Genomic DNA, 21971 nt, shown 5'->3' on the forward strand with positions numbered 1-21971 from the left:
GAGTTATTCATGAGTATTTATTTTTAATCTTTGTCCAATTTGCCAGAAGTTTTTCCATGGGTCCACTTTTAACGCCCTCAATCGTTTGGGAAGCGTTTGCAGTGTGAACAGCGTATCTTCTATGTTAGAAGTTAATTCATCCCAGTGGATAGGGACCGCCACTGGAGCATGCAATTTTGCGCGAGTTGAATAAGGACTAATGGCCGTAGCACCACGTTGATTTCTCAGATAATCAAGAAAAATTTTCCCTTTTCTTTTTGCTTTTGCCATATGACTTGTATAACGCTCAGGATGTTGTCTTGCCACGAATTGAACAAAAAGTTTTGTAAATCGTTTAATAGTATCCCATGAATGCTCAGGTAAGATAGGAATAACGACATGAAGCCCTTTTCCTCCAGTGGTTTTCACAAAAGAAGTTAATTGAAGCTCAATAAGGTAATCTTTTATCTCGACAGCTGCCCTGACAATATTTGACCAGGCCACATCAGGGCCTGGATCCAGATCGATGGTGATGATGTCTGGCCGTTCAATATGATCGACTGTGCTTCCCCAAGGATGAATTTCCAAGCTGGCCATTTGAATCAACTCCAATAAACCCTCTTTATTTGTCAGGTAAATCATTTTTTTGTTTTTACTTGGGAATGTCTGTATATGTTTGACGTTATATTGAGAAAATTGCTTTTGATAAAAACAATCATCATAAGAGTCAGGACAACGTAATAGACTGAGCGGTCGTTTTTGCAGAAAAGGAAGAATATAATCTGCTATTTCTTCGTAATATTGATAGACATCTGCCTTACTGATTTTATCTTTTGGGTACAACATTTTTTGTGGATTGGAAAGAACAGCATCATGCTCATGCAGACAATTTTTCAGCGGTTGCTCCCTGTGAACATCTTTAGCTTTTTTATCCATGCGTAAACCTTGAAAACTGGGATGTCTTAATTTCCCATGTTGGGTCCAATTTGTGAATTTAATTTCTGCAATAAGCTCGGGTTTTACCCAAATCGCGTTTTTCGTACCCGCAGGTACGACGTCGAAAGGAGGATGCGGAATGATTAATTTTTTCAATTTTTCGTGGATGTTTTTTAATGAATTCCGAGTAAACCCTGTGCCTACCTTGCCGCAGAATTCCAGCTGATTCTGTTCATTATATAGGCCTAAATAGAGTGCACTGAAAAAATCTCTCTGACCTTTTGGGGGAGAAAAGCCGGTAATAACAAATTCCTGCCTTTTTATACACTTAATCTTTAACCAGGCCTTCGTGCGCTGACTTAAATAACGGCTGTTTACTCGTTTGGATAAGATGCCCTCCACTCCCATTTGACAGGCTTTTTGAAACACCTCCTTTCCTTGTCCTAAGATGTGTTCGCTATATCTTAAACACTCATGACCTCGCAAGTATTCAGCCAATAGATTTTTGCGCTTTATTAAGGGTAAGGATTGTAAATTCCATTGATGGTAGTATAAAAGATCGAATACATAATATATAAAAACAGTGTGTTTTTTATCATGAATGGCATTTTGTAAAAGCTGAAAATTGGAATGATTTTTTTTATCCAAAACAACCACCTCACCGTCGAAAACGATATGATCAACCGGTAATTTTTTAATTTCATCCGTGATGTTCTGAAAGACATGTGTCCAACTTTTATGATTTCGGGAGAGCAACTGAACATCTTGATGATGTTTAAAGGCTAAAATTCGATAACCATCCCATTTGACTTCATGAAGCCAATTATCTGCTTCGGGGGGTGTGTCCACTGGTGTTGCCAACTGGGGGTCAAGAAATGAGGGGAAAGGGGAGGAAGGCAGGTTATTCGCTTTTATAAAATCCGCCACTAATGTTACAGATCGCTTTTTTAAGTTTTGACCAGACCAGATGTTTTGATAATGCTCAGTAATTTCATCCATGGATTGTTGGCTGACTGCGCTGTTGGGTAATTCCTGGGTAATATCATAATCCTTAAGTGATCGGGCGTATTTATCATCGTATTTGATAAGAAACCAGGAATTATCCTCCTCAGATTGAAAACGGACCAAATCCCATCTTCCTTTAAGTTTGATGGCGTCCAGTACAAACCGCATATGACCTTTTTCAAAGGCAGATAGAGCATCCTCATCCAGAGATTCCCATCTTCCTTTATCCCAAAGCATAACCGTACCGCCACCATATTCATTTTTGGGAATAATGCCTTCAAAGCTGCCATATTCAATGGGATGATCTTCTACCTGTATGGCTAATCGTTTAGTGTCAGGATCAAGGCAAGGACCCTTAGGTATTACCCAGCTTTTAAGAACTCCTTCCAGTTCCATTCTAAAATCATAATGTAACTTAGTGGCTGCATGTTTTTGGATAATAAACAAATGAGGATGGCCTGAATGAGACTTGCCATAAGGCTCGTCTGTCTTACTGAAATCCCTTTTTTCACGGTACTTTCTCAATGACATGAACCATTTCCTTGATTTTTTATTAAACGTATATATTAAAGTTTAGACTTTCTGAAGATAAGAGTTCGTTGTAGTAAAATTCCGCTGAAAGGTAAGATAATTTCCTGATTTTCCATAAAAGTATTTGCCACAAGCTAGCAGCTTATTATATAATTCAAGCCAATTTTTACGGTAGATTGAATAATAGGCACGTAGCTCAGTGGTAGAGCACCACCTTGACATGGTGGTGGTCGGTGGTTCGATCCCACTCGTGCCTACCATTTAAACCCTGCATGGCAGGGTTTTTTTTTGAAGTGATATGATTGATTCCTGTTATTGCAATCGATATTCCACAGCACAGTATTTTTTAGATAAAAATTGAGTGAATTTGTAACGAAAGGTGCAGTTTGTAAACGAGCATAGTGCTTCAGTTTTTCTCAATTTTTAACAAAAAAGACAAGGGGTGCGGAATGTTTGTTGTAGCAGTGAGCTTGAAAATTTTGGTTATGGAAGGAAAAAGACAATGCCTAACGTGACATTAGCTGACGGAAGTGTAAAACATTTTGAGCATCCTTTAACTGTTCGCGACGTGGCACAATCCATTAGTTCAGGACTTGCAAAAGCTGCCTTGGCTGGTAAAGTGGACGGGAAATTGGTTGATACCAGTTACCAGATTCAAAATGACTGTTCTCTGCTGATCATTACTGAAAAACAGGAAGAAGGCTTTGAGGTTATTCGTCATTCTGCCGCTCATTTATTAGCGCAAGCTGTAAAGATACTGTTTCCTACAGCCCAAGTTACGATTGGGCCTGTAATTGAAGATGGCTTTTACTATGATTTTGCTTTTTCCCGCTCTTTTACACCTGAAGACTTAGAAAAAATCGAGCAGAAAATGGAGGAACTGGTAAAAGCGAATTATCCGGTTACTCGCCGGGAAATGCCACGTGATGCTGCCATTGCTCATTTTAAAGCGATGGGGGAGGAATATAAGGCCCGGATTATCGCTGAGATTCCTGAAGGTGAGGTGATTTCCTTATACAGACAGGGAGATTTTGAAGATCTTTGTCGAGGTCCTCACGTTCCTTCAACAGGTTTTATTAAAGCTTTTAAATTAACCAAATTGGCTGGAGCCTACTGGAAAGGTGATTCAAACAATGAAATGCTGCAGCGCATTTATGGTACAGCCTGGCCTGATAAAAAATCGCTTAAGGCGTATTTACATCGCCTTGAAGAGGCTGAAAAGCGAGATCACCGCAAGCTGGGTAAGTTTTTGAATTTATTTCATTTTCAAGATATTGCCCCCGGTATGGTATTTTGGCACCCTAAAGGCTCGACGCTTTATCAGAGTCTTGAGTGCTACATGCGCACGCGTCTGGATGAATTTGGCTATCAGGAAATCAGAACGCCCCAATTAGTTGATCGGGTTTTGTGGGAAAAATCCGGTCACTGGGATAATTTTCGTGATGAAATGTTCATTACTGAGACGGAAAATCGTTTCTATGCGGTAAAACCCATGAATTGCCCCTGTCATGTGCAAGTGTATAATCAAGGCTTAAAGAGCTACCGTGATCTGCCTTTGCGATATGCTGAGTTTGGTAATTGTCACCGTTGTGAGCCTTCAGGCGCATTGCATGGATTAATGCGCGTACGCAATATGGTTCAGGATGATGCTCATATCTTTTGTACAGAAGATCAGATTCAGTCTGAAGTGGCCATGATGCTTGAGCTGGTAGAATCGGTATACGCGGATTTCGGTTTCAATGAAATAAAATATCGATTGGCTCTACGTCCAGAAAAACGGGTAGGAAGTGATGCTGTTTGGGATAAGGCAGAAGCTGCTCTCAAGCAGGCGATGAAAGAACATGAGATTGAGTGGATCGATGCTCCGGGAGAAGGGGCATTTTATGGGCCGAAAATTGAGTGCTCTCTATCCGACTGTCTTGGACGCATCTGGCAATGTGGAACCATTCAGGTGGATTTTTCCATGCCGGAGCGATTAGGTGCTCAATTTGTGGGGGAAGATGGCAGCAAACAAATACCCGTAATGTTGCACCGCGCCATTCTTGGTTCTTTTGAGCGCTTCCTGGGGATATTGATTGAACATTATGCCGGAAAATTACCTCTTTGGTTGTCGCCCATTCAAGTTGTTATTTTAACAATTAGTGAAAAACAGAATGAGTATGCAAAAAAAATCACCCAAATATTGCAAAAACATGGTATTCGTGCAAATTTTGACTTGAGAAATGAGAAAATAGGTTTTAAAATTCGCGAGCATACTTTACAGAAAATTCCATACCTACTGATTATTGGCGATAAAGAAGTTGAGAATAATCAGGTTTCTGTGAGAACTCGTGAAGGTATTGATCAAGGGGTAATGTCTCTAGATGAGATTTGTGCTACCCTTCAAAGGGAAATAGAGAGTAAGAAATAAGGCTCATGTAAGACCATTGTTCGCTGAATTGGCAGCAGGCAAAAATTAATTGAAATACCAATTTTAAACTGGAGGACTGAACTATTAGTGCATCAAGTAAGCGTGAAGGTGATCGCGCGCGAATTAATGAAATGATCAATGTACCTGAGGTACGCTTAATTGATGTCGATGGCAATCAGGTAGGTATTGTATCAACACGAGAGGCATTACGAGCAGCTGAAGAAGCTGGTTATGATTTGGTGGAAATTTCTCCTACGGCCAAGCCGCCTGTTTGCCGAATTATGGATTACGGTAAATACCTTTTTGAGCAGAATAAAAAGCAGGCAGAAGCCAGGAAGAAGCAAAAGCAGATACAGGTTAAAGAGCTTAAATTCCGTCCTACAACGGAAACAGGGGATTATCAGGTCAAGCTACGCAACCTGATACGTTTCCTTAAACATGGTGACAAGGTCAAAATCACGGTACGTTTTCGTGGCCGTGAGGTGGCACATCAGGACATTGGCATGAAAATTATGGAGCGTCTGCAGGAAGATACAGCAGAATTTGCTGTAGTTGAACAGCAGGCAAAACGTGAAGGACGTCAATTACTGATGGTTTTGGCACCTAAAAAAACCAAGTAGCAGACATTTCTGATAATGCAGAATGTCGGAAGTAATATAATAAATGCGGAGTATATTTATATGCCAAAGTTAAAAACTCATCGCGGAGCACAAAAACGCTTCCGCAAAACAGCGAGCGGTGCAATCAAACGTCGTGGCGCTTATCGAAATCATATCCTCACAAAAAAGTCAACCAAGCAAAAACGTCATTTGCGTGTTGAATCCAATTATTTGAAGCGATGTGATGCGCGTTTAGCAGAACGCATGTTGCAAGGTAGTTAAGAGGAGAGATGAATCATGCCAAGAGTTAAACGTGGTGTGACCGCCAAAGCGCGTCATAAAAAAGTTTTAAAGCAAGCAAAAGGTTATTATGGTGCCCGTAGTCGTGTATACCGGGTAGCGAAGCAGGCAGTCATTAAAGCAGGCCAATATGCCTATCGTGATCGTCGACAAAGAAAAAGACAGTTTCGCGCCTTATGGATTACAAGAATTAATGCTCAAGCCAGGGAGTGTGGCTTATCATACAGTCGTCTCATCAATGGTTTGAAAAAAGCTAATATTGAACTGGATCGTAAGATATTGGCAGATATGGCAGTGTACGATAAAACCGCCTTTGCCAGCATCGCAGAACAGGCTAAAGCTGCTTTATCCAGCTAAGTATTTTGTAAATCCGAGGTAATACGTTATCGTTGGATAACTGTCCATCAGAATTTTTTGGTGGACAGTTATTTTTTTCCTGCATATATTCATGTTACGCAGCGTCGTCTTTTTTGCATCTTCGGCGAATATTTGCTGTTCAAGTGCCCATTTACTTTCAGTAAATTACGCTCGAACAGCAAATATTCACCAGAATCTGCTAAAAAATACTGTGTAACAAGCGTTATATAGTGTGCTGAGTTACTCATGATCCTGTTATTTATGTGAGTTTTATCATGCAAGATATTATCAAGATACAAAAAGAAGCCTCCGAGGCCATTCGTCATGCAGAAGATACTGCTGAACTGGAAAGCATACGGGTTGAGTTTTTAGGTAAGAAAGGTCGTCTTACGGATATACTGAAAAGTCTTGCTGGATTGTCTGCTGAAGAAAGACCTAAGGTGGGTCAACTCGTTAATGAGGCAAAGCGCCTGATAGCCAGCTTGATAGAGGAAAAAAAACAACTCTTGAAAGAGCAGATGCTCGAAAAAAAATTACGACAAGAAACCATTGACGTTGGTTTGCCGGGGAGAAATCTCGAAGCGGGTTCTCTGCATCCAGTAACACGGGTTAAACAACGCATTAACGATTATTTCAGTCGTTTGGGTTTTGATATTGTTGATGGGCCAGAAATAGAATCAGAATTTTATAATTTTGAAGCCTTGAACATTCCACAACATCACCCTGCACGCGCGATGCATGACACGTTTTACTTTGGTGATGGGCATTTATTACGAACGCATACTTCCCCTGTTCAGATTAGAACCATGGAAGTGAGAACTCCACCCTTAAGACTGATTGCCCCGGGTCGTGTTTACCGCTGTGATTCGGATGTAACACATACACCTATGTTCCATCAGGTAGAGGGATTATGGATTGATACACAAACCACAATCGCTCATCTAAAAGGTCTTTTGCATGATTTTTTCGCCTACTTTTTTGGCCGTGAGCTTGCACTGCGTTTCAGACCCTCTTATTTTCCTTTTACTGAACCTTCTGCCGAAGTCGATATTGAATGTACTCAATGCCAGGGAAAAGGATGCCGTTCCTGTAAATTTACGGGTTGGCTGGAAGTTCTCGGATGTGGAATGGTTCATCCAAATGTATTAAAATCGGTCAATATATCACCCGACACTTATCAAGGCTGGGCATTTGGCCTGGGCATTGACAGGTTGGCCATGTTGTATTTTGCTATTGATGATTTACGCATGATGTTTGAAAACGATTTGACATTTTTGAAACAGTTCTAGTACGTTGAATGATTCAAAGTAAAGCAGTATATTTGAATAATTTTTATATAAACTTCGGATTCCCTCTCCCGGCTCAAGACTGGAAGCTGGAATTCGAATTTTCGATTTATAAGCAAATGGTTAACTAAAAGTCAATTTTAAGCTGTATTATTAACTTATGCGCTGCTCTTATGTTTTTCTTTTAATTTTGACTTAAATCTGATGGGTGAGATGTTTAATGAAAATTAGCGAATTATGGTTGCGTGAATGGGTGAATCCTTCTTTAACCGTCCAACAGCTTGCCTCACAATTAACTATGGCCGGTCTCGAAGTTGACGCTGTCACGCCGGTAGCGAGTGAGTTTAATGGTGTTGTGGTTGCTGAAGTCATGAAAACCGAGCCGCATCCTCAGGCTGATAAATTGACCTTATGTGAAGTTAATGCCGGCGGTGATAAACACTTAAAGATTGTTTGTGGGGCGGCCAATGTTCGTGCCGGATTAAAGGTGGCTTTAGCTACGGTAGGTGCAAAATTACCTGGTGGTATAAAAATAAAAGAAGCAAAGCTTCGTGGAGAAGTATCACAGGGAATGCTGTGTTCGGCAACCGAGCTTGGCATGGCTGAACAGTCAGAGGGCATCATAGAATTAAATGAAGACGCACCTGTCGGAGAATCTTTTCGAGATTATCTTAAACTGAATGATTTTATTCTTGATATTGATTTAACACCTAATCGTGCCGACTGTTTTAGTGTTTTAGGTGTCGCCCGTGAAATAGCGGCTTTAAACCAATCGACTTTAAAACAGAAATCACAGATAAAGATTCCTCCCGCCATTGATGATGCAGTGAAAGTTCACTTAAATCAGCCTGAAAGTTGTTCAATTTATTGTGGGCGAATTATAAAAGGGATCAATCCACAGGCAAAGACGCCGGTATGGATGAGTGAAAAACTGAGACGCAGTGGTATTCGATCTGTCCATCCAGTGGTTGATGTAACAAATTATGTCATGCTGGAGCTAGGACAACCCATGCACGCTTTTGATTTAGAAATGCTCTCTGGTGATATCAGTGTGCGTATGGCTATGCAAAATGAGACCTTGGAGTTACTGGATGGTCAAAAAGTCAGTTTGGATGAAAATGTTCTGTTGATCGCTGATGAAAAGCAGGCGTTAGCGATGGCAGGTATTATGGGTGGTGCATCCAGTGCTGTGCAGGAAACTACACAGGATATTTTTCTTGAAAGTGCATTTTTTAATCCACTCGCCATTTCAGGAGTGGCAAGGCGCTATGGTCTTTGCACCGATTCCTCCCAACGTTTTGAACGGGGTGTAGAGCCAGAGCTGCAAGGCAGAGCTTTGGAGACGGCTACTGAATTATTGCTTTCCATTGTCGGTGGAGAGCCTGGTCCAATGATGACAGCCAGTGATGAAACACATAAACCAAAACCAGTAAAATTGATGTTTCAGCCGCAGAAAGTCAAACAGTTAACCGGGGTAGATGTACCTTTTGAGCACCTGATATCACTATTGCAGTCATTAGGGATGAAAATCACTGAGACGGCGGCTGAGCAGCTTGAAGTTATCGTTCCTTTGCACCGTTTTGATATATCTATTGAAGAAGATCTTGTTGAGGAAATAATTCGTTTATATGGATACGATAAATTACCTGCTGAGTCACCGTCCTGCATAGTCAAGGCAGGGCGATCAAGCTTAACTGAGAAATTGACGGCTCAATTATCCCGTTGGTTTAGTCACCGTGGATATCATGAAACCATTAGCTACAGTTTTGTAGATCCAGAATTACAGGAAACGCTGCATCCACAGAAACAGCCCTTATCTTTATTAAATCCTTTATCTTCAGAATTGTCTCAAATGCGCATGAGTCTTTGGCCGGGATTAATAGCTTCTATGGTTTATAATGCTCATCGCCAATCATCGGCCATGAAATTGTTTGAAGTAGGAGTGGTCTTTAATAAAGAAAACGAACACATTCAAGAGCAGGCAAAGATTGCCGGGCTTCTGATGGGGGAACGGGGTGCCTTAAATTGGGCAGAGACTACGCGTAATTATGATTTTTATGATTTAAAAGGGGAACTTCAGGCTTTATTTAATGATCTTAAGATAGATCAAAGCGAGTTTATTGCCGAAGAACATCCTGCCCTGCATCCAGGAAAAACGGCCATGATTAGAATTGCCGGCAAGAATGTGGGGTGGATTGGGGCATTGCATCCAGGCATTGTCGATGCATTGTCTATAACTCATGAGGTAATACTGTTTGAATTATTGCTTTCTTCGTTAACTGAGAAGAGTACAGTTAAATACAAAGCTATCTCGAAATATCCGCAAGTTCGACGTGATTTGTCTTTCCTGGTGGCAGAAGACATTGTTGTCGATGATATTAAAAAAGTGATTTCTGAAACGGTTAAAAACAATTGGCTTAAATCGTTTGACGTGTTTGATTTGTATAAAGGTAAGGGCGTTGTGGACGGTAAAAAAAGTCTGGGAGTTTCTTTGACCTTTCAAGATGCCGGTCGTACATTAACCGATATTGAGATCAATGAATTAATTAATGCTATAATTAAAAAACTCGAAGACAACTTTGCCATTATATTGAGGGACTAATTGTGAATGCATTAAGTAAGGCAAAAATAGCAGAAACTCTTTGTGACGAGTTACAGATGTCTAAAAGCGATGCCAGGGATATGGTAGAAAACTTCTTTGAGGAGTTGAAACAAAGCCTTGAGAGCGGCCATCATGTAAAGTTATCGGGATTTGGCAACTTTACCTTACGTGATAAGCCACAAAGACCGGGAAGAAACCCGAAATCTGGCGAGGAAATCCCAGTTGAAGCGAGACGTGTAGTTACTTTTAAACCTGGCTTGAAACTAAAAACAAAAATTGAATCAAGAAGGTAATATTTCATTGAATCATTATATTAAACATATTTTTATATGTACCAATCAAAAAGCCGCTGGCAAAAAATGTTGTGCTACAGCCGGAGCGGATGAATATTTTGATTATATGAAAAGCAAATTACTTGAAATGGATATGCATGGTCCCGGGAAAATAAGAGTAAGTAAATCCGGTTGTCTTGGCCGCTGTAGCCTTGGACCTTGTATAGTGGTTTACCCCGACGGAGTCTGGTATAATTACTCCTCTTTTAAAGATATAGACGAAATTATCCATCATCATCTGTTAGAAGGACATCTCGTCAAACGCTTACTGATCAGCTGATTAAAAATAATTACAGTTTTACTTGAAGGATGTTGTATATTTGGTTAAAATCGCCCATCCAAAAGTAAAAGATAACCAATTAGGCGGTACGGAGTTTATTTAATGAATACATTTAGCGCCAAGGCACATGAAGTCAAACGTGACTGGTATGTGGTCGATGCTACTGATAAAGTCCTGGGTCGTTTAGCTGCCGAGATAGCTAGGCGTTTGCGTGGCAAGCATAAGGCTGAATACACCCCTCATGTTGACACGGGCGATTATATTGTTGTGACAAACGCTGAAAAGGTAACGGTGACCGGAAATAAATTTAAAAATAAAATGTATCATCATCATTCCGGTTATCCTGGCGGTATTAAATCGGCTTCTTTCGAAAAGTTGCAGCAGAAAAATCCGGTTAAAATCATTGAGCTTGCTGTTAAAGGCATGCTTCCCAAAAATGCCTTAGGCCGTGAAATGTATCGAAAGCTGAAAGTATATGTCGGCGGTGAGCATCCGCATGCGGCGCAGCAACCTAAACTACTTGAGATTGAGGAATAAAGATAATGGCTGAAAAGCAGCAATATTATGGCACGGGTCGTAGAAAAAACTCTTCAGCAAGAGTTTTTTTACGTCCTGGAAAAGGTGAAATCAAAATCAACAATCGCTTGCTTGAAGACTATTTTGGTCGACAAACTTCGTGCATGCTTGTAAGGCAGCCTTTAGAAACAGTGGATGCCATTGATAAGTTCGATATTTATGCCACGGTGACAGGTGGAGGTATTTCTGGCCAGGCAGGCGCTGTCCGTTTAGGTATTGCTCGAGCTTTGGTTCAATACGACGAAGTCGGTCTGTCTGAAGGAAGTGAGCCTGATCCCTCTTCATTCCGTAGAAGGTTACGTGCACGCGGTTTATTAACTCGTGATCCACGACGTGTAGAGCGTAAAAAGGTTGGTCTACATAAAGCACGTCGAGCTACTCAGTACTCCAAGCGTTAATCGTTACAAATATTACCAAAAACCCCCGCATTATTGCGGGGGTTTTTTATGGGATTTTCTAAAAAATACTGTGTTGCCATAAATTATAAGCTTTAAACCAGTACAGATTCATTTTCTTTCTTATCGTTTTTTTGCCGGCCGTTTAGTTTTGCCAGCCTTAACAAAATAAGACACTTGATGTATAACCAGCCTATATCAAACTCCCAAAGCTTAAATGAAAATTTTGCCGAGCCGGGGTTATGGTGATGATTATTATGTAATTCCTCTCCACCAACGAGTATTCCTATCGGTAAAATGTTCCTTGAGTTATCATTGGTATTGAAGTTTCGATAGCCTATATAATGTCCCAGTCCATTGATGACAGAGGCTTGGAAAAAAATCTGATAAATCATCTGCAGATTCCAGAAGATAATTCCATACAGACCAAAAGCGAAAGTCAATAGAATCAAATAGATCAAGGGACCAAGTTTGGCATAAGGAGAAAAAAAATACCTCTCTAACCAGTCATCCACTGTACCTACTCCATATTTATCCAGTACTTCTGGAGTCTTAGCCTCATTATAAATGTCATATCCATAGCGTAGCATGTTGCCTATTCCTTTATATTTCGGACTATGCGGATCATTTATTCTATCCGTATGACGATGATGTTTGCGATGGATGGCTACCCACTCTTTTGTGTTTATGCCTGTAGTTAACCATAGGTGGAACCGCATAAGGAAACTGACTACAGGATTAAAATTTACCGCCAGATGGGTCTGATTTCTATGGAGAAATAAGGATGTTGAAACCATGGAAAAATGAGCAGACAAAATATAAAAAAGAATAAGGCCAGCCATGCTCATGCTGATAAAGCCCTTATAAAAAAAAGAGAAGGGATAAATAAAGCTTAAGCCTATCCATGTAAGTATAAATAAAACACCAATAAGAATGATGATTTTTTTAGGGCCTTTGACAAGAAAGAAATTTAAAAAATTGGAAAACATCAAAGACATCTCAAGTTGGATATATTATAAAAACATAGTAAAATTTATAGACAATAAACAAGTTTTTTTCAACAAATTAGTTAATTAATTTAAAAAATTGTTCTATTTTTTTCAAATATTGTAATATTTTCTTAATCTTTCCCTGTTAGGCTGTTGATTTTCACTAGGGGCTTAAACCGATGAGGAAGGCACAGTTAATTGAACTCTACCAGCATTGGGCTTCTTTAACGGAAGAAGCAAAACAAAAGGCAAAAAATGAGATTATTGCCTGTTATGATGTGGATAAAGAGGAGTTTGAGGAGAATATAGCTGACTTGACTCAACTTGCTTATGAGAATAATGGCTTAGAGTTCGTCGCCCCTGGAGGCAGTAATTTTGCAGGCGATGTTTTCAAATCCTTCATTGATCAATACGATAGCCATCTCATTGAGGAGTTTGTTGAGCAACAATTTGATTTTAGCGACCCAAGCATTGAAACGTTTATTCTTTCGCCTCAGACACGAGAGATGTTTCAAATCATTAAAGATAGTGCTCCTGAGGTATTTAAAGAACATATTGGCGAAAAGATAGCGATTCGAACGATCATTGCACTTATTACAGATTGTTTTTTAAATCACCAAAAGTCTGAATTGCCTGAGAATATTGCCCGAAATCAGGATCAATTACCACAATCCTATCAAAATTTCAGTGTGGCAGGTTTATTTGCCGATTATGCATCTCCAAAGGCCATGTTCTTCCACTCTCAAAGAAGCCACAGAAAAGAAGCCCGTGAGTTGAGCGATAAGTTAAAAGATTCCTCGGTCAATAAACGCTACGAAGCTTTGCTTGAAGTGTATGATGATGTCAAGGAAAATGCTGGATTTAATCCACAAGGCTCTTTTGCCAGAAGGCTGAGGCATGCATTGCTTATGACGCATGCTCAATTACCTGAAAATGAATTATTAGCCGAAGGGCAGAACTTGCAGCAGGCCATTATGAGTATCCAAAACATATCAAAAAATCCAGTAATGCTTAATCGGTGGTTTGAAAACCAACTCACTCCTTTGGCTGAAGAAAAGAGCAGTATTGGTTTTTCTCTTTCTTCTGTTGGGGCAAGCGGATTCTGAATGCTCAGTCCTGATTGGGAAATTTATTAGTCCATCTTGCGAGAAAAAAGCACCCACATAAGTTAAGCAGGGTTGCCACGTCGGGTAGGAGCCCAATTGTCAACACACCTAATATTTTTGCTCAAAAGAGATTAGCTTTTTTTCCAGTAACCATTGTAATCTGGCCTTTTGGCTCTTTTTCGTAAAATTTTTACAAGCAATAGAATCTAATTGTCTACATTCATTGACGGGTTGAGCGGTTTGAGAATTTGACCAGATACTTTTCCCAGGAAGAAAACTGTAAGTTAGTGCATTCCGATTAATTTGTTTCAAGAGGGGGTAATCTATACCATGATTAAGTACTGCCTCCAAATATTGTTGGCTCAAATCTGTTCGCAGTACACCTTCATCATCTGTGGAAAGTACTACAGGGACATGGTGCAAGAGATATTGCCTTAAAGGATGATCTTTACCCGTAATGGACAGAATCTCACGATTACTGGTGAGATTAATTTCAACTGCTATGTCATGTTTAGCCATGTAATTCAAAGTGTTTTCTGCTTTATTCTCATGCATGATATCTACGCCATGGCCTATACGTTCAGCACGGCCGGTTAAGAGGGCTTCTCGAACATGGTCTTTAAGATGCTCAGATGCCACGAGTTCTGGCGATAGCTCTCCTGCATGCAGTGCAATATGAACTTCGGGATAAACCTGATGCAGGAATTGGAAAATTTGCATGTGCTTTTGGTAATCCCGTAAAGATAAATAACCGTCTTCTGCCTGCACGAGATTGACGGCCACGAGATCGCTGGAATTTGCAGCGGCAGCAAACGCACTTAAAGCCTGAGCAAACACGGCATTTGCTGATTGCTCTCGCAGGACATAATATTGAAATTTGACCGTGATTTTACAAGCCTTTTGTTTAGGAGTACGGTCACAACCGAGACGTTGACGCGCTTTTTTTAAAATATTTGTTGTCTCGGCCACTGTGGATTGAATATTGTTGAGAAAGGCCTTGTTGCGTAATAAAGCCTGTTTTTTTTTCGCAAGTGTATCCATTTTGCTAATGCTTTGAGCAAATTCAGATGACCGTGCTTTATCAGGACTGACCATAAGCTCAAGATAAAGCACATTTTGCTGAGCTGCTTGCTTTAAGATTTCAGCAAGAATTTCAGTTTGTTTGTCAAATGCAAGTGGCATGAATTTGGGGAAGCTGTTAAAGAAATGATCATGCCCTGATTCTTTAGTGCTGACAAAGTCTTTCATCGACCAGGCTCGAACGGTTTGTTCATAAAGCCCTGGAGACTTAACCAATTGTTTGCTTGACACATCCTGGCCGCAATCGTTCATTGTTTTTTTTATGACCAGAGTATCTTTTTGCAAACAATAGTGTTCTTCTGCGGCCCATTGAATCATTTTTTCAGGGAGAACACCGCCATCTAAATGATAATGGAGCTCACCTCCTTTAGGCATTTTTTTTAAAAAGGCATGCAGTTTGTCGGGATTGTTTTTTATCTGATTAAAATACAGATTGACATTTGCTTTTGCAGATAAAACAAAAGACAAGAAAATAACGAATAGAAATGGTCTAAAAATATTCATTGAGATAAAAATAAAAACATTGAGTCGCTATTGTGCCATAAATTGCGTATGAATAAAACAGAAGACTTATATTCGACTTCATGAATTTATTTTGCATTCAGTTAAAAATGACTCACCGATGCTCATTGATGAACGCACTGTAGAATTATTCAACTTTTATAACGACTCTTCTTGATAATGGTTTGCCAAGTTGTCTGGTTCAGTCTAATGTAAATAGAGATAGACATAAGTTCTATAACTCTATTTGCGTTAGCTGGATATTCCTATTATTAGAGAGATTCCACATATCATGGCAAAGAAGTCGAATCTATATATATTTACCTTTTTAGGTATCTTTTCCAGCCTCATTTTAGTTGGTGCAATACTATCTCCGCTGTTATTAGATAAAATTCGAACCACCTATCTTACTCTGAACATGGATGTTAATCAGAGACAGGCTGAAATTATTGGAAAAATTTTATCGAATCTTTTGCAAGAAGGACAGGATAAGAAAAAGATCATTGCTGCTTTTCAGGCATCGTTAGCCAGAACAGAAATGGATCGCGGCTATCTTTGTTTAGTTAATCAAGAAAGCGGTGTATTTTTAGCTCATCCGCTTAAAAAACTGATTGGCTACAAAGTTAATCAGCTGAAAATCGATTATTTGCCTGGTGTTAATGGAAAACCTGAAAACTGGGGTGAAGCTATTGAAAAAAATAAAGTAAGCTCAGGAGGCATTTTAAAAACGCCAAGTGGTCATGCTGAGCTCGTTGATTCTTACCGTATTCCAAACACCAATATACGTGTTTTCTCTCATGAGAATCTTGACCGCCTGAACAAGGAAATTTCCAAGCTTGAAAAAACCGTGATCATTACTTTTATATTGTTGGGTTTTGTGGTGGCTTTTCCTGCTTCATATGCTGCATTGAAGGTCAGTAGAAGGTATGAGCGTCAAATTGAAGCTGAGCAGGCGAAATCGGAAAAACTTTTATTAAATATTTTGCCAGCAAGCATTGCTCAAAGGTTGAAGTCCGAAGAAACAAATATCGCCAACCAGTTTGATGATGTATCCGTTTTATTTGTCGATATTGTTGGCTTTACTCCGCTAACATCAATGTTGAGTCCACAAAAACTGGTGGATATGCTGAATAATATTTTTTCTCAATTTGATGCCATTTCCTTGCAATATGGTCTGGAAAAAATTAAGACCATAGGGGACGCTTATATGATGGCAGGGGGTATTCCCGAACCTAAACCAGATCATTTGAAACGCAGCATTGAAGCCGGCTTAGCCATGATGACTTTTATTAATGAAAAATATAAGGGGCCGGAAAAAATAAAAATTCGTATGGGTCTGCATACCGGCCCCGTTACAGCTGGTGTGATTGGAACATATAAATTCACATATGATTTATGGGGCGATACAGTGAACATCGCTTCTCGGCTTGAAAGTACTTCGCAACCTGGATGTATTCATTGTTCAGAAGCGGTCTATAAGCGGATGAAAGAGGAGTATCGCTTTTCAGCACGAGGCAAAACATCCTTAAAAGGTTTAGGTGAGGTTCCGACTTATTTCCTGATACCTGAGCAGGTTTCTGAAGAAACGCCAGAGAACAAGAAAGGCTGAGATGGTTTTCTTGCTACAATTAAAAGAGAGGATATGTAATTCATAACTATTGCAATGTATGAAGGCAAAAGCAATATAGGATGATTTGATGATGTTGAAAATGATATTCCTGGGTGCTGGCTCTGCATTTACTGTGGGTTCTGAGAACTATCAATCAAACGTTTTGTTGCAAAAAGACAATGATACTTTATTGATTGATGCAGGAACAGATATTCGTTTTTCATTGTATGAGCAAGACTTTAATTACATGGATGTCCGTAATATTTATATCAGTCACCTTCATGCCGATCATATTGGTGGGTTGGAATGGCTGGCGACAACAACCTTTTTTGATCCCAAATATCAGGGAAAGCCAAATCTGATTCTTTCTGAAAATCTAGTGAATGATTTATGGGAGCGTTCGTTATCTGGAGGACTTCGAACCTTGCAAACTGAATTAGCTACGCTGGACACCTTTTTTAATGTGCATCCGGTTCAATCGCAGGAAAGATTTTCATGGCAAAAAGTGAATTTTAAGCTAATTCAAGCGGTTCACGTCGTCAGCAATTATGAGTTAATGCCATGTTATGGCTTGTTAATGGATTATAAAAACACTCGCATTTACTATACAGCCGATACGCAGTATGCGCCTAATCAGCTGCTGGATTATTATGAAGAGGCGGATATCATTTTTCACGACTGCGAAATTGCTGAGCAAAAAAGCGGCGTGCATGCTCATTATACCGAACTGATGACCATCCCTGCGCATTTAAAGAAAAAAATATGGTTGTATCATTATGGAACAGGTAAATTACCGAATGCCAAAGCCGATGGGTTCCTGGGATTTGTGAAAAAAGGACAATCCTTTGAATTTAAATAAGGTTCGTTTGGCGACATCAAAAGCATTCATGGCTTTGATGTCGCCAAACGAACCTTATCACGTAAAAAGCTTTTTATACGGGAATCAATCAAAATAATTCATTTTTCAGATACGAGTGAACGCGGTTTGAAATAAGCAACCGCATTCAATCTTAGTTTGAAGCTTTTATTTTTTCTTCAGATAATCTTCAACCACTTCCCCATACGGTAAGGTTAAATCCGTTACAAAATGCGCCACGGACACAATTTTCTTAATGTAAAGATCGGAAATAGGAGCAAGTGCATGAGGGTGTAGTTCCAGACTTCCCGGCCCTGTCCATGCCCCTTTAACGTTAATATCGCTCAAATAAGTGCGGGTTAGCTGATTGATTTCTGGTTTTCCATCCACGCCTGGGATGTTTTTTAATAGAAAAATAGGCTTTTTTAAAGATTGCAAAACCTGTTCTTCATCCAGTTTGTGGTGTTTATAGCCCATGGTGGCAGTAGCCAATCTTGTGCTTCCGTAATCGAGAATGCCAATAAGGGCATCTTCTTCGACAAATAATTTGGGTTTGGCCAGTTTTTTCGGAAAGCCCCAAATTTCTCTTCCTCCTGCGATAGGCGCATGACAATCAAGAAACATAGATATGGTGAATGTTCCTTCCTCACCTTTATATTTGACCGGTATCACCTGACCGGTTTCTGTATAGTCACCAAATCCCGTAGAGTCTGGCATGCGAATAAATTCATACTTAACAACCGGTTCAAGAAGTTCTAGGTGAGGCGGTAAGATACTTTCCAAAATGTCCGGATCGGTTTCATAGCTAATAATAAAAAATTCACGATTAATGAAGCGATAAGGACCTGCAGGATAGGTTCTTATCCATCTGGGTGCAGGCATATCAAATTCATTAACGAAACTGTATTTTTTGGTGGCAGCAAGTTTTTTATCCATGGTGTATTATCCTTCTATAGGTTTGTTTTTTGCTTGATGAGCCGATGTATGTTTTTGCCGAGAGGTTTTGGTGATGAGCAAGTTATTGGCTCGCAGGGTAAAATAAGCCCAGAGCCAATTAACAATGACACTGAGACGGTTTCGTCCGCCCAATAAAAAGGAAACATGCACTCCCCCCCAAAACCACCAAGCCAACTCACCACTGACTTTAAATGTATTAAATTCAGCCACGGCAGATTTGCGGCCGATGGTAGCCAGGCTGCCCAGGTGTTTATATTTAAAGGGTTTTGTATATGTTTTATTATAGACTTGTGTTGCGATTTTCTTCGCCACGTATTTCCCCGCTTGTTTTGCAGCGGGTGCAAGCCCAGGTACCGGCTGGCCATCCCAGGCATTTGAGGACGCCGTGTCACCAATGACAAAGATGTCTGGATGCCCGGGTAGGCTTAGGTCTTCTTCAACAATAATGCGGCCTGCTCGATCCGCCTCTGCACCAAGCCACTGGAAAGCCGGGGAGGCAGTGACGCCAGCAGCCCATAAAACGGACTTGGAAAATATTCTTTCTCCGTTAACGATCACCCCTTGATCATCAATGTCTTCGACCATGCTGTTGATCATAACTTTTACTCCCATTTTTTCTAAAGCATTTTGTGCTTTGGCAGATATCTTTTCTGAAAAAGTGGGTAAAACTCGGGGTGCTGCCTGGACAAGAATAATGTTTGCCGAAGCAGGATCAAAGCGGCGAAAATCTTTCTCCATCCCGTAGCGGGCCAGTTCTGCAATGGCTCCGGCAAGCTCAACGCCTGTCGGGCCTGCTCCTACAATCACAAAATTTAACAGTTGCTGTCTTTCTTCATCGTTTTCAGTGATTTCAGCAAGTTCAAACGTTTCTAACAGGCTGCTGCGCACCGTTGTGGCATCGTTGATCGTTTTTAACCCTGGAGCAAATGGCGCCCATTGATCTTTACCAAAATAACTATGGGTGGCTCCGGTAGCTATCACCAGATAATCATAGGAAATTTGAAAATCATCGGTTTTAACGATTTTTTTGTCTTTATCAATTTGCGTCACATTTCCAAGCAGCACTTCCGCATTAAATTGTTTTAAAAAGAGAGAACGAATGGAAATCGCAATGTCTCCAGGTGAAAGGCTACCTGTGGCTACCTGGTATAGCAGAGGTTGAAAAAGGTGATAATTATGCCGGTCAATGAGCGTTACTTTGACCGGAACATTGCGCAGCGCTTTGGCGCAGGCAATACCTCCAAATCCACCGCCAACAATAACCACATGGGGTAAACGATCCAAATGGAATGCCGGTTTTCCGGATAATTGAGGATAACGTTGTCGTAAAAAGGAAAGAATCAGATGATCAAGAGAGACTCTTCCGGGCCCTGAAACAAATAAAACGGCCATGACCATCAGCCAGTAAGGATAGAAGGCTACTGCACCTTCCATATAGTTGATTGAGATAATGATCATAGCTGCTATGGCACTAAGACGAGTGGCAAGTCCAAGACCAAATAGTAGCGCCAGAGCAATGGAGAGGTTTCCAAAAATGAACCAGGCTGAGCTTAATGGCAGCCAGGTTGAATATTTGACCATGCCTATGGTAGATAGTGCATTGATTTGCTGTGCTACCAGCAACAAAGTGAGCATTAGCCAAATTCTTAAAATCAGCAAAAAAACATCAGAAAGAACTTCATGAGTCCTGTCAAAGAAAGTTCTTAAGGTCATGGCAAAAGGTAAGGGGCTGCGACTTAAGCCTTGCTGAAAGAGGTGATCAAGAGATAGGGGCCCTGGGCCTCTTAAAATATAACCCAGCATAAGAATGATCCAGAATAAATTCAGATCGATGGGAGTATAGTAAATTTGTGTCATGACAGCAAAAACGAAGACGGCTAAAGCGCCTGCCCGGGTAAATAGCCCGAGTAAAAGTGAAATTCCACCTGCATATTGGGCAAATATACCTAAAAAGGCTTGCCAAGCCGGTGATAACCAAGGGACAGGATACTCCTGGCTTGCAAGAAAGACAGCAGTATTCCAGCTGCTGGTCAGAAGTATGGCCGAAACCAATAATTGCTGGGCTATCCATATACGAAAAACGATATCAATGATTGGCCAGGCTATACGGGCAAGAAAGCTGATAGCCTCGTTAAAAAGAGCAAAAAATCGTGCAAGCTTCTGAGAAAATAAACTGTTTTGGCGAGTTGCCGGTGTTTCTTTATTTTCTTTATTGTTATTCATTTTTTCAAGTCCTTTAAAAATATCCTTTACATGTATTCTGTAATATCAATGCTGGACACTTTGCCTATTTTATTTAAATTATCCTTGAGCCACTCCTCTCCTTTAGCACGACCCGTTTCATATAGTTCCCGAATAAAAGCCCATTCCGGATTAAGCTTGCTGGCTACTGAATAGGATTGCATGGTCATATCCGCACGAATGGCATGGATAAACATGCGTTTTAATTTGCTTTTATATTCATCTTTGATCCAGTTTTCATCGATCAAGCGGCTGACAAAATTAATGGCTCTCATTTCGCGCATTAATGAGGAATTAAAACTGATTTCATTCACGCGGTTTAGAATATCCGCAGCCGTTTCCGGAACTTCATCGCGATAAATGGGATTGATATGAAGGATAAGCACATCATTACAGTCTGAATTATAAATGAGAGGGAAAATGGCTGGATTTCCCATATAGCCACCATCCCAATAATAATCCTCTTCCACTTTAACCGCCTGAAACATAAATGGCAGGCAAGCTGAAGCCATCACCGCATCGATTGAAATTTCTTTATTATCGAAAACTTTGATTTTTCCGGTTTTTACATTGGTTGCTGAAATAAAAATCTTGGTGTGTTTACAAGAAGCAATTTCATTAAAATCTACGTTTTTTTCAAGTACTTCTCTTAATGGATTAAAATTAAAAGGATTTAACTGATAGGGAGAAAAGATCTTGGTTAACAAATCAAAAAGGAAATAACTCATGGAGTGTTCCATTTTGACATTAAAGAAGGATTCAATGGGGGTGGAGCGGATTGGACTATAGAGTTCGCCAGCATCGCTGATCATTTTCCAGAAGCTGTGCAAGGCTTCCCGAGCTGCATCATTTCCTCCCCGTGCCAGGCCATAGGCAAGCACAGCAGCATTCATTGCTCCTGCACTGGTTGCTGAAATGGAATCAAAGCTAACTCTGCCGTCTTCCAGTAATTTATCGATAATCCCCCAAGCAAGCGCTCCATGAGCTCCACCACCTTGTAAGGCTAAATTTATTTTTTTGCTCGTCCTGGCCATAAGAGCTCCC

The 21971-nt window shown here is 40.3% G+C and carries 19 protein-coding genes and 1 tRNA gene; 14 read left to right on the plus strand and 6 right to left on the minus strand.

Features of this window, described 5'->3' with window-relative positions:
* Nucleotides 1-3 precede the first annotated feature (3 nt).
* Complete coding sequence (gene ligD / locus E4T55_RS09585; RefSeq protein ID WP_058502752.1) at nucleotides 4-2451, minus strand: DNA ligase D; 2448 nt, start codon at nucleotides 2449-2451, stop codon at nucleotides 4-6.
* 185 nt (nucleotides 2452-2636) lie between these two features.
* On the opposite strand from ligD, the gene E4T55_RS09590 reads away from it, so the two are divergent.
* The 11 genes from E4T55_RS09590 to rpsI all read left to right on the plus strand — a co-directional run bounded on the left by E4T55_RS09590 (nucleotide 2637) and on the right by rpsI (nucleotide 11591).
* Nucleotides 2637-2711: transfer RNA gene (locus E4T55_RS09590), tRNA-Val, on the plus strand.
* A 242-nt stretch (nucleotides 2712-2953) separates the two neighbouring features.
* Nucleotides 2954-4861: a threonine--tRNA ligase gene (thrS, locus tag E4T55_RS09595; RefSeq protein WP_058502751.1), complete on the plus strand. Its 1908-nt coding sequence runs from the start codon at nucleotides 2954-2956 to the stop codon at nucleotides 4859-4861.
* Between the two features lie 83 nt (nucleotides 4862-4944).
* On the plus strand, nucleotides 4945-5481 hold the full coding sequence (gene infC / locus E4T55_RS09600) for a translation initiation factor IF-3 (RefSeq protein WP_058502750.1): 537 nt from the start codon (nucleotides 4945-4947) through the stop codon (nucleotides 5479-5481).
* 60 nt (nucleotides 5482-5541) lie between these two features.
* A complete protein-coding gene (gene rpmI / locus E4T55_RS09605) occupies nucleotides 5542-5742 on the plus strand; it encodes a 50S ribosomal protein L35 (RefSeq protein WP_058502749.1) in 201 nt (66 codons plus the stop codon).
* A 15-nt stretch (nucleotides 5743-5757) separates the two neighbouring features.
* Nucleotides 5758-6117 (plus strand): 50S ribosomal protein L20, encoded by a 360-nt coding sequence (gene rplT / locus E4T55_RS09610; protein WP_058502748.1) that lies wholly within the window; start codon nucleotides 5758-5760, stop codon nucleotides 6115-6117.
* A gap of 275 nt (nucleotides 6118-6392) precedes the next feature.
* Nucleotides 6393-7406 carry a phenylalanine--tRNA ligase subunit alpha gene (gene pheS, locus E4T55_RS09615; RefSeq protein ID WP_058502747.1) on the plus strand — a complete coding sequence of 338 codons (1014 nt, stop codon included), beginning with the start codon at nucleotides 6393-6395 and terminating at the stop codon, nucleotides 7404-7406.
* Nucleotides 7407-7623: 217 nt separating this feature from the next.
* Complete coding sequence (pheT, locus tag E4T55_RS09620; RefSeq protein WP_058502746.1) at nucleotides 7624-10005, plus strand: phenylalanine--tRNA ligase subunit beta; 2382 nt, start codon at nucleotides 7624-7626, stop codon at nucleotides 10003-10005.
* A gap of 2 nt (nucleotides 10006-10007) precedes the next feature.
* Nucleotides 10008-10298: an integration host factor subunit alpha gene (locus E4T55_RS09625; protein WP_058502745.1), complete on the plus strand. Its 291-nt coding sequence runs from the start codon at nucleotides 10008-10010 to the stop codon at nucleotides 10296-10298.
* 7 nt (nucleotides 10299-10305) lie between these two features.
* On the plus strand, nucleotides 10306-10617 hold the full coding sequence (locus E4T55_RS09630; RefSeq protein WP_058502973.1) for a (2Fe-2S) ferredoxin domain-containing protein: 312 nt from the start codon (nucleotides 10306-10308) through the stop codon (nucleotides 10615-10617).
* A gap of 102 nt (nucleotides 10618-10719) precedes the next feature.
* Nucleotides 10720-11154 (plus strand): 50S ribosomal protein L13, encoded by a 435-nt coding sequence (rplM, locus tag E4T55_RS09635; RefSeq protein WP_058502744.1) that lies wholly within the window; start codon nucleotides 10720-10722, stop codon nucleotides 11152-11154.
* A gap of 5 nt (nucleotides 11155-11159) precedes the next feature.
* A complete protein-coding gene (rpsI, locus tag E4T55_RS09640) occupies nucleotides 11160-11591 on the plus strand; it encodes a 30S ribosomal protein S9 (protein ID WP_058502743.1) in 432 nt (143 codons plus the stop codon).
* 92 nt (nucleotides 11592-11683) lie between these two features.
* Here rpsI and E4T55_RS09645 read toward each other — a convergent pair whose 3' ends face one another.
* Nucleotides 11684-12577: a fatty acid desaturase gene (locus tag E4T55_RS09645; RefSeq protein WP_058502742.1), complete on the minus strand. Its 894-nt coding sequence runs from the start codon at nucleotides 12575-12577 to the stop codon at nucleotides 11684-11686.
* Nucleotides 12578-12756: 179 nt separating this feature from the next.
* On the opposite strand from E4T55_RS09645, the gene E4T55_RS09650 reads away from it, so the two are divergent.
* Nucleotides 12757-13683, plus strand: coding sequence for a hypothetical protein (locus E4T55_RS09650; protein ID WP_058502741.1), 927 nt, complete (start codon nucleotides 12757-12759; stop codon nucleotides 13681-13683).
* A gap of 108 nt (nucleotides 13684-13791) precedes the next feature.
* Here E4T55_RS09650 and E4T55_RS09655 read toward each other — a convergent pair whose 3' ends face one another.
* Nucleotides 13792-15267, minus strand: a complete 1476-nt coding sequence (locus E4T55_RS09655; RefSeq protein ID WP_115325337.1) for an adenosine deaminase family protein — start codon at nucleotides 15265-15267, stop codon at nucleotides 13792-13794.
* 289 nt (nucleotides 15268-15556) lie between these two features.
* On the opposite strand from E4T55_RS09655, the gene E4T55_RS09660 reads away from it, so the two are divergent.
* Together E4T55_RS09660 and E4T55_RS09665 are read left to right on the plus strand one after the other, a co-directional pair.
* The gene (locus E4T55_RS09660; protein WP_058500909.1) at nucleotides 15557-16873 is read left to right on the plus strand and encodes an adenylate/guanylate cyclase domain-containing protein; all 1317 of its coding nucleotides are present in this window, start codon (nucleotides 15557-15559) and stop codon (nucleotides 16871-16873) included.
* A gap of 88 nt (nucleotides 16874-16961) precedes the next feature.
* Nucleotides 16962-17732: an MBL fold metallo-hydrolase gene (locus E4T55_RS09665; protein ID WP_082636467.1), complete on the plus strand. Its 771-nt coding sequence runs from the start codon at nucleotides 16962-16964 to the stop codon at nucleotides 17730-17732.
* A 165-nt stretch (nucleotides 17733-17897) separates the two neighbouring features.
* Here E4T55_RS09665 and E4T55_RS09670 read toward each other — a convergent pair whose 3' ends face one another.
* Genes E4T55_RS09670 through E4T55_RS09680 form a run of 3 tightly spaced genes read right to left on the minus strand, consistent with a single transcriptional unit; the run spans nucleotide 17898 to nucleotide 21961 of the window.
* Nucleotides 17898-18665: an acetoacetate decarboxylase gene (locus E4T55_RS09670; RefSeq protein ID WP_082636468.1), complete on the minus strand. Its 768-nt coding sequence runs from the start codon at nucleotides 18663-18665 to the stop codon at nucleotides 17898-17900.
* Nucleotides 18666-18671: 6 nt separating this feature from the next.
* Nucleotides 18672-20909 (minus strand): FAD-dependent oxidoreductase, encoded by a 2238-nt coding sequence (locus E4T55_RS09675; RefSeq protein ID WP_082636469.1) that lies wholly within the window; start codon nucleotides 20907-20909, stop codon nucleotides 18672-18674.
* 26 nt (nucleotides 20910-20935) lie between these two features.
* A complete protein-coding gene (locus tag E4T55_RS09680) occupies nucleotides 20936-21961 on the minus strand; it encodes a patatin-like phospholipase family protein (RefSeq protein ID WP_058500910.1) in 1026 nt (341 codons plus the stop codon).
* Nucleotides 21962-21971 lie beyond the last annotated feature (10 nt).

The sequence above is a fragment of the Legionella israelensis genome (assembly GCF_004571175.1).
GTDB lineage: Bacteria > Pseudomonadota > Gammaproteobacteria > Legionellales > Legionellaceae > Legionella_D > Legionella_D israelensis.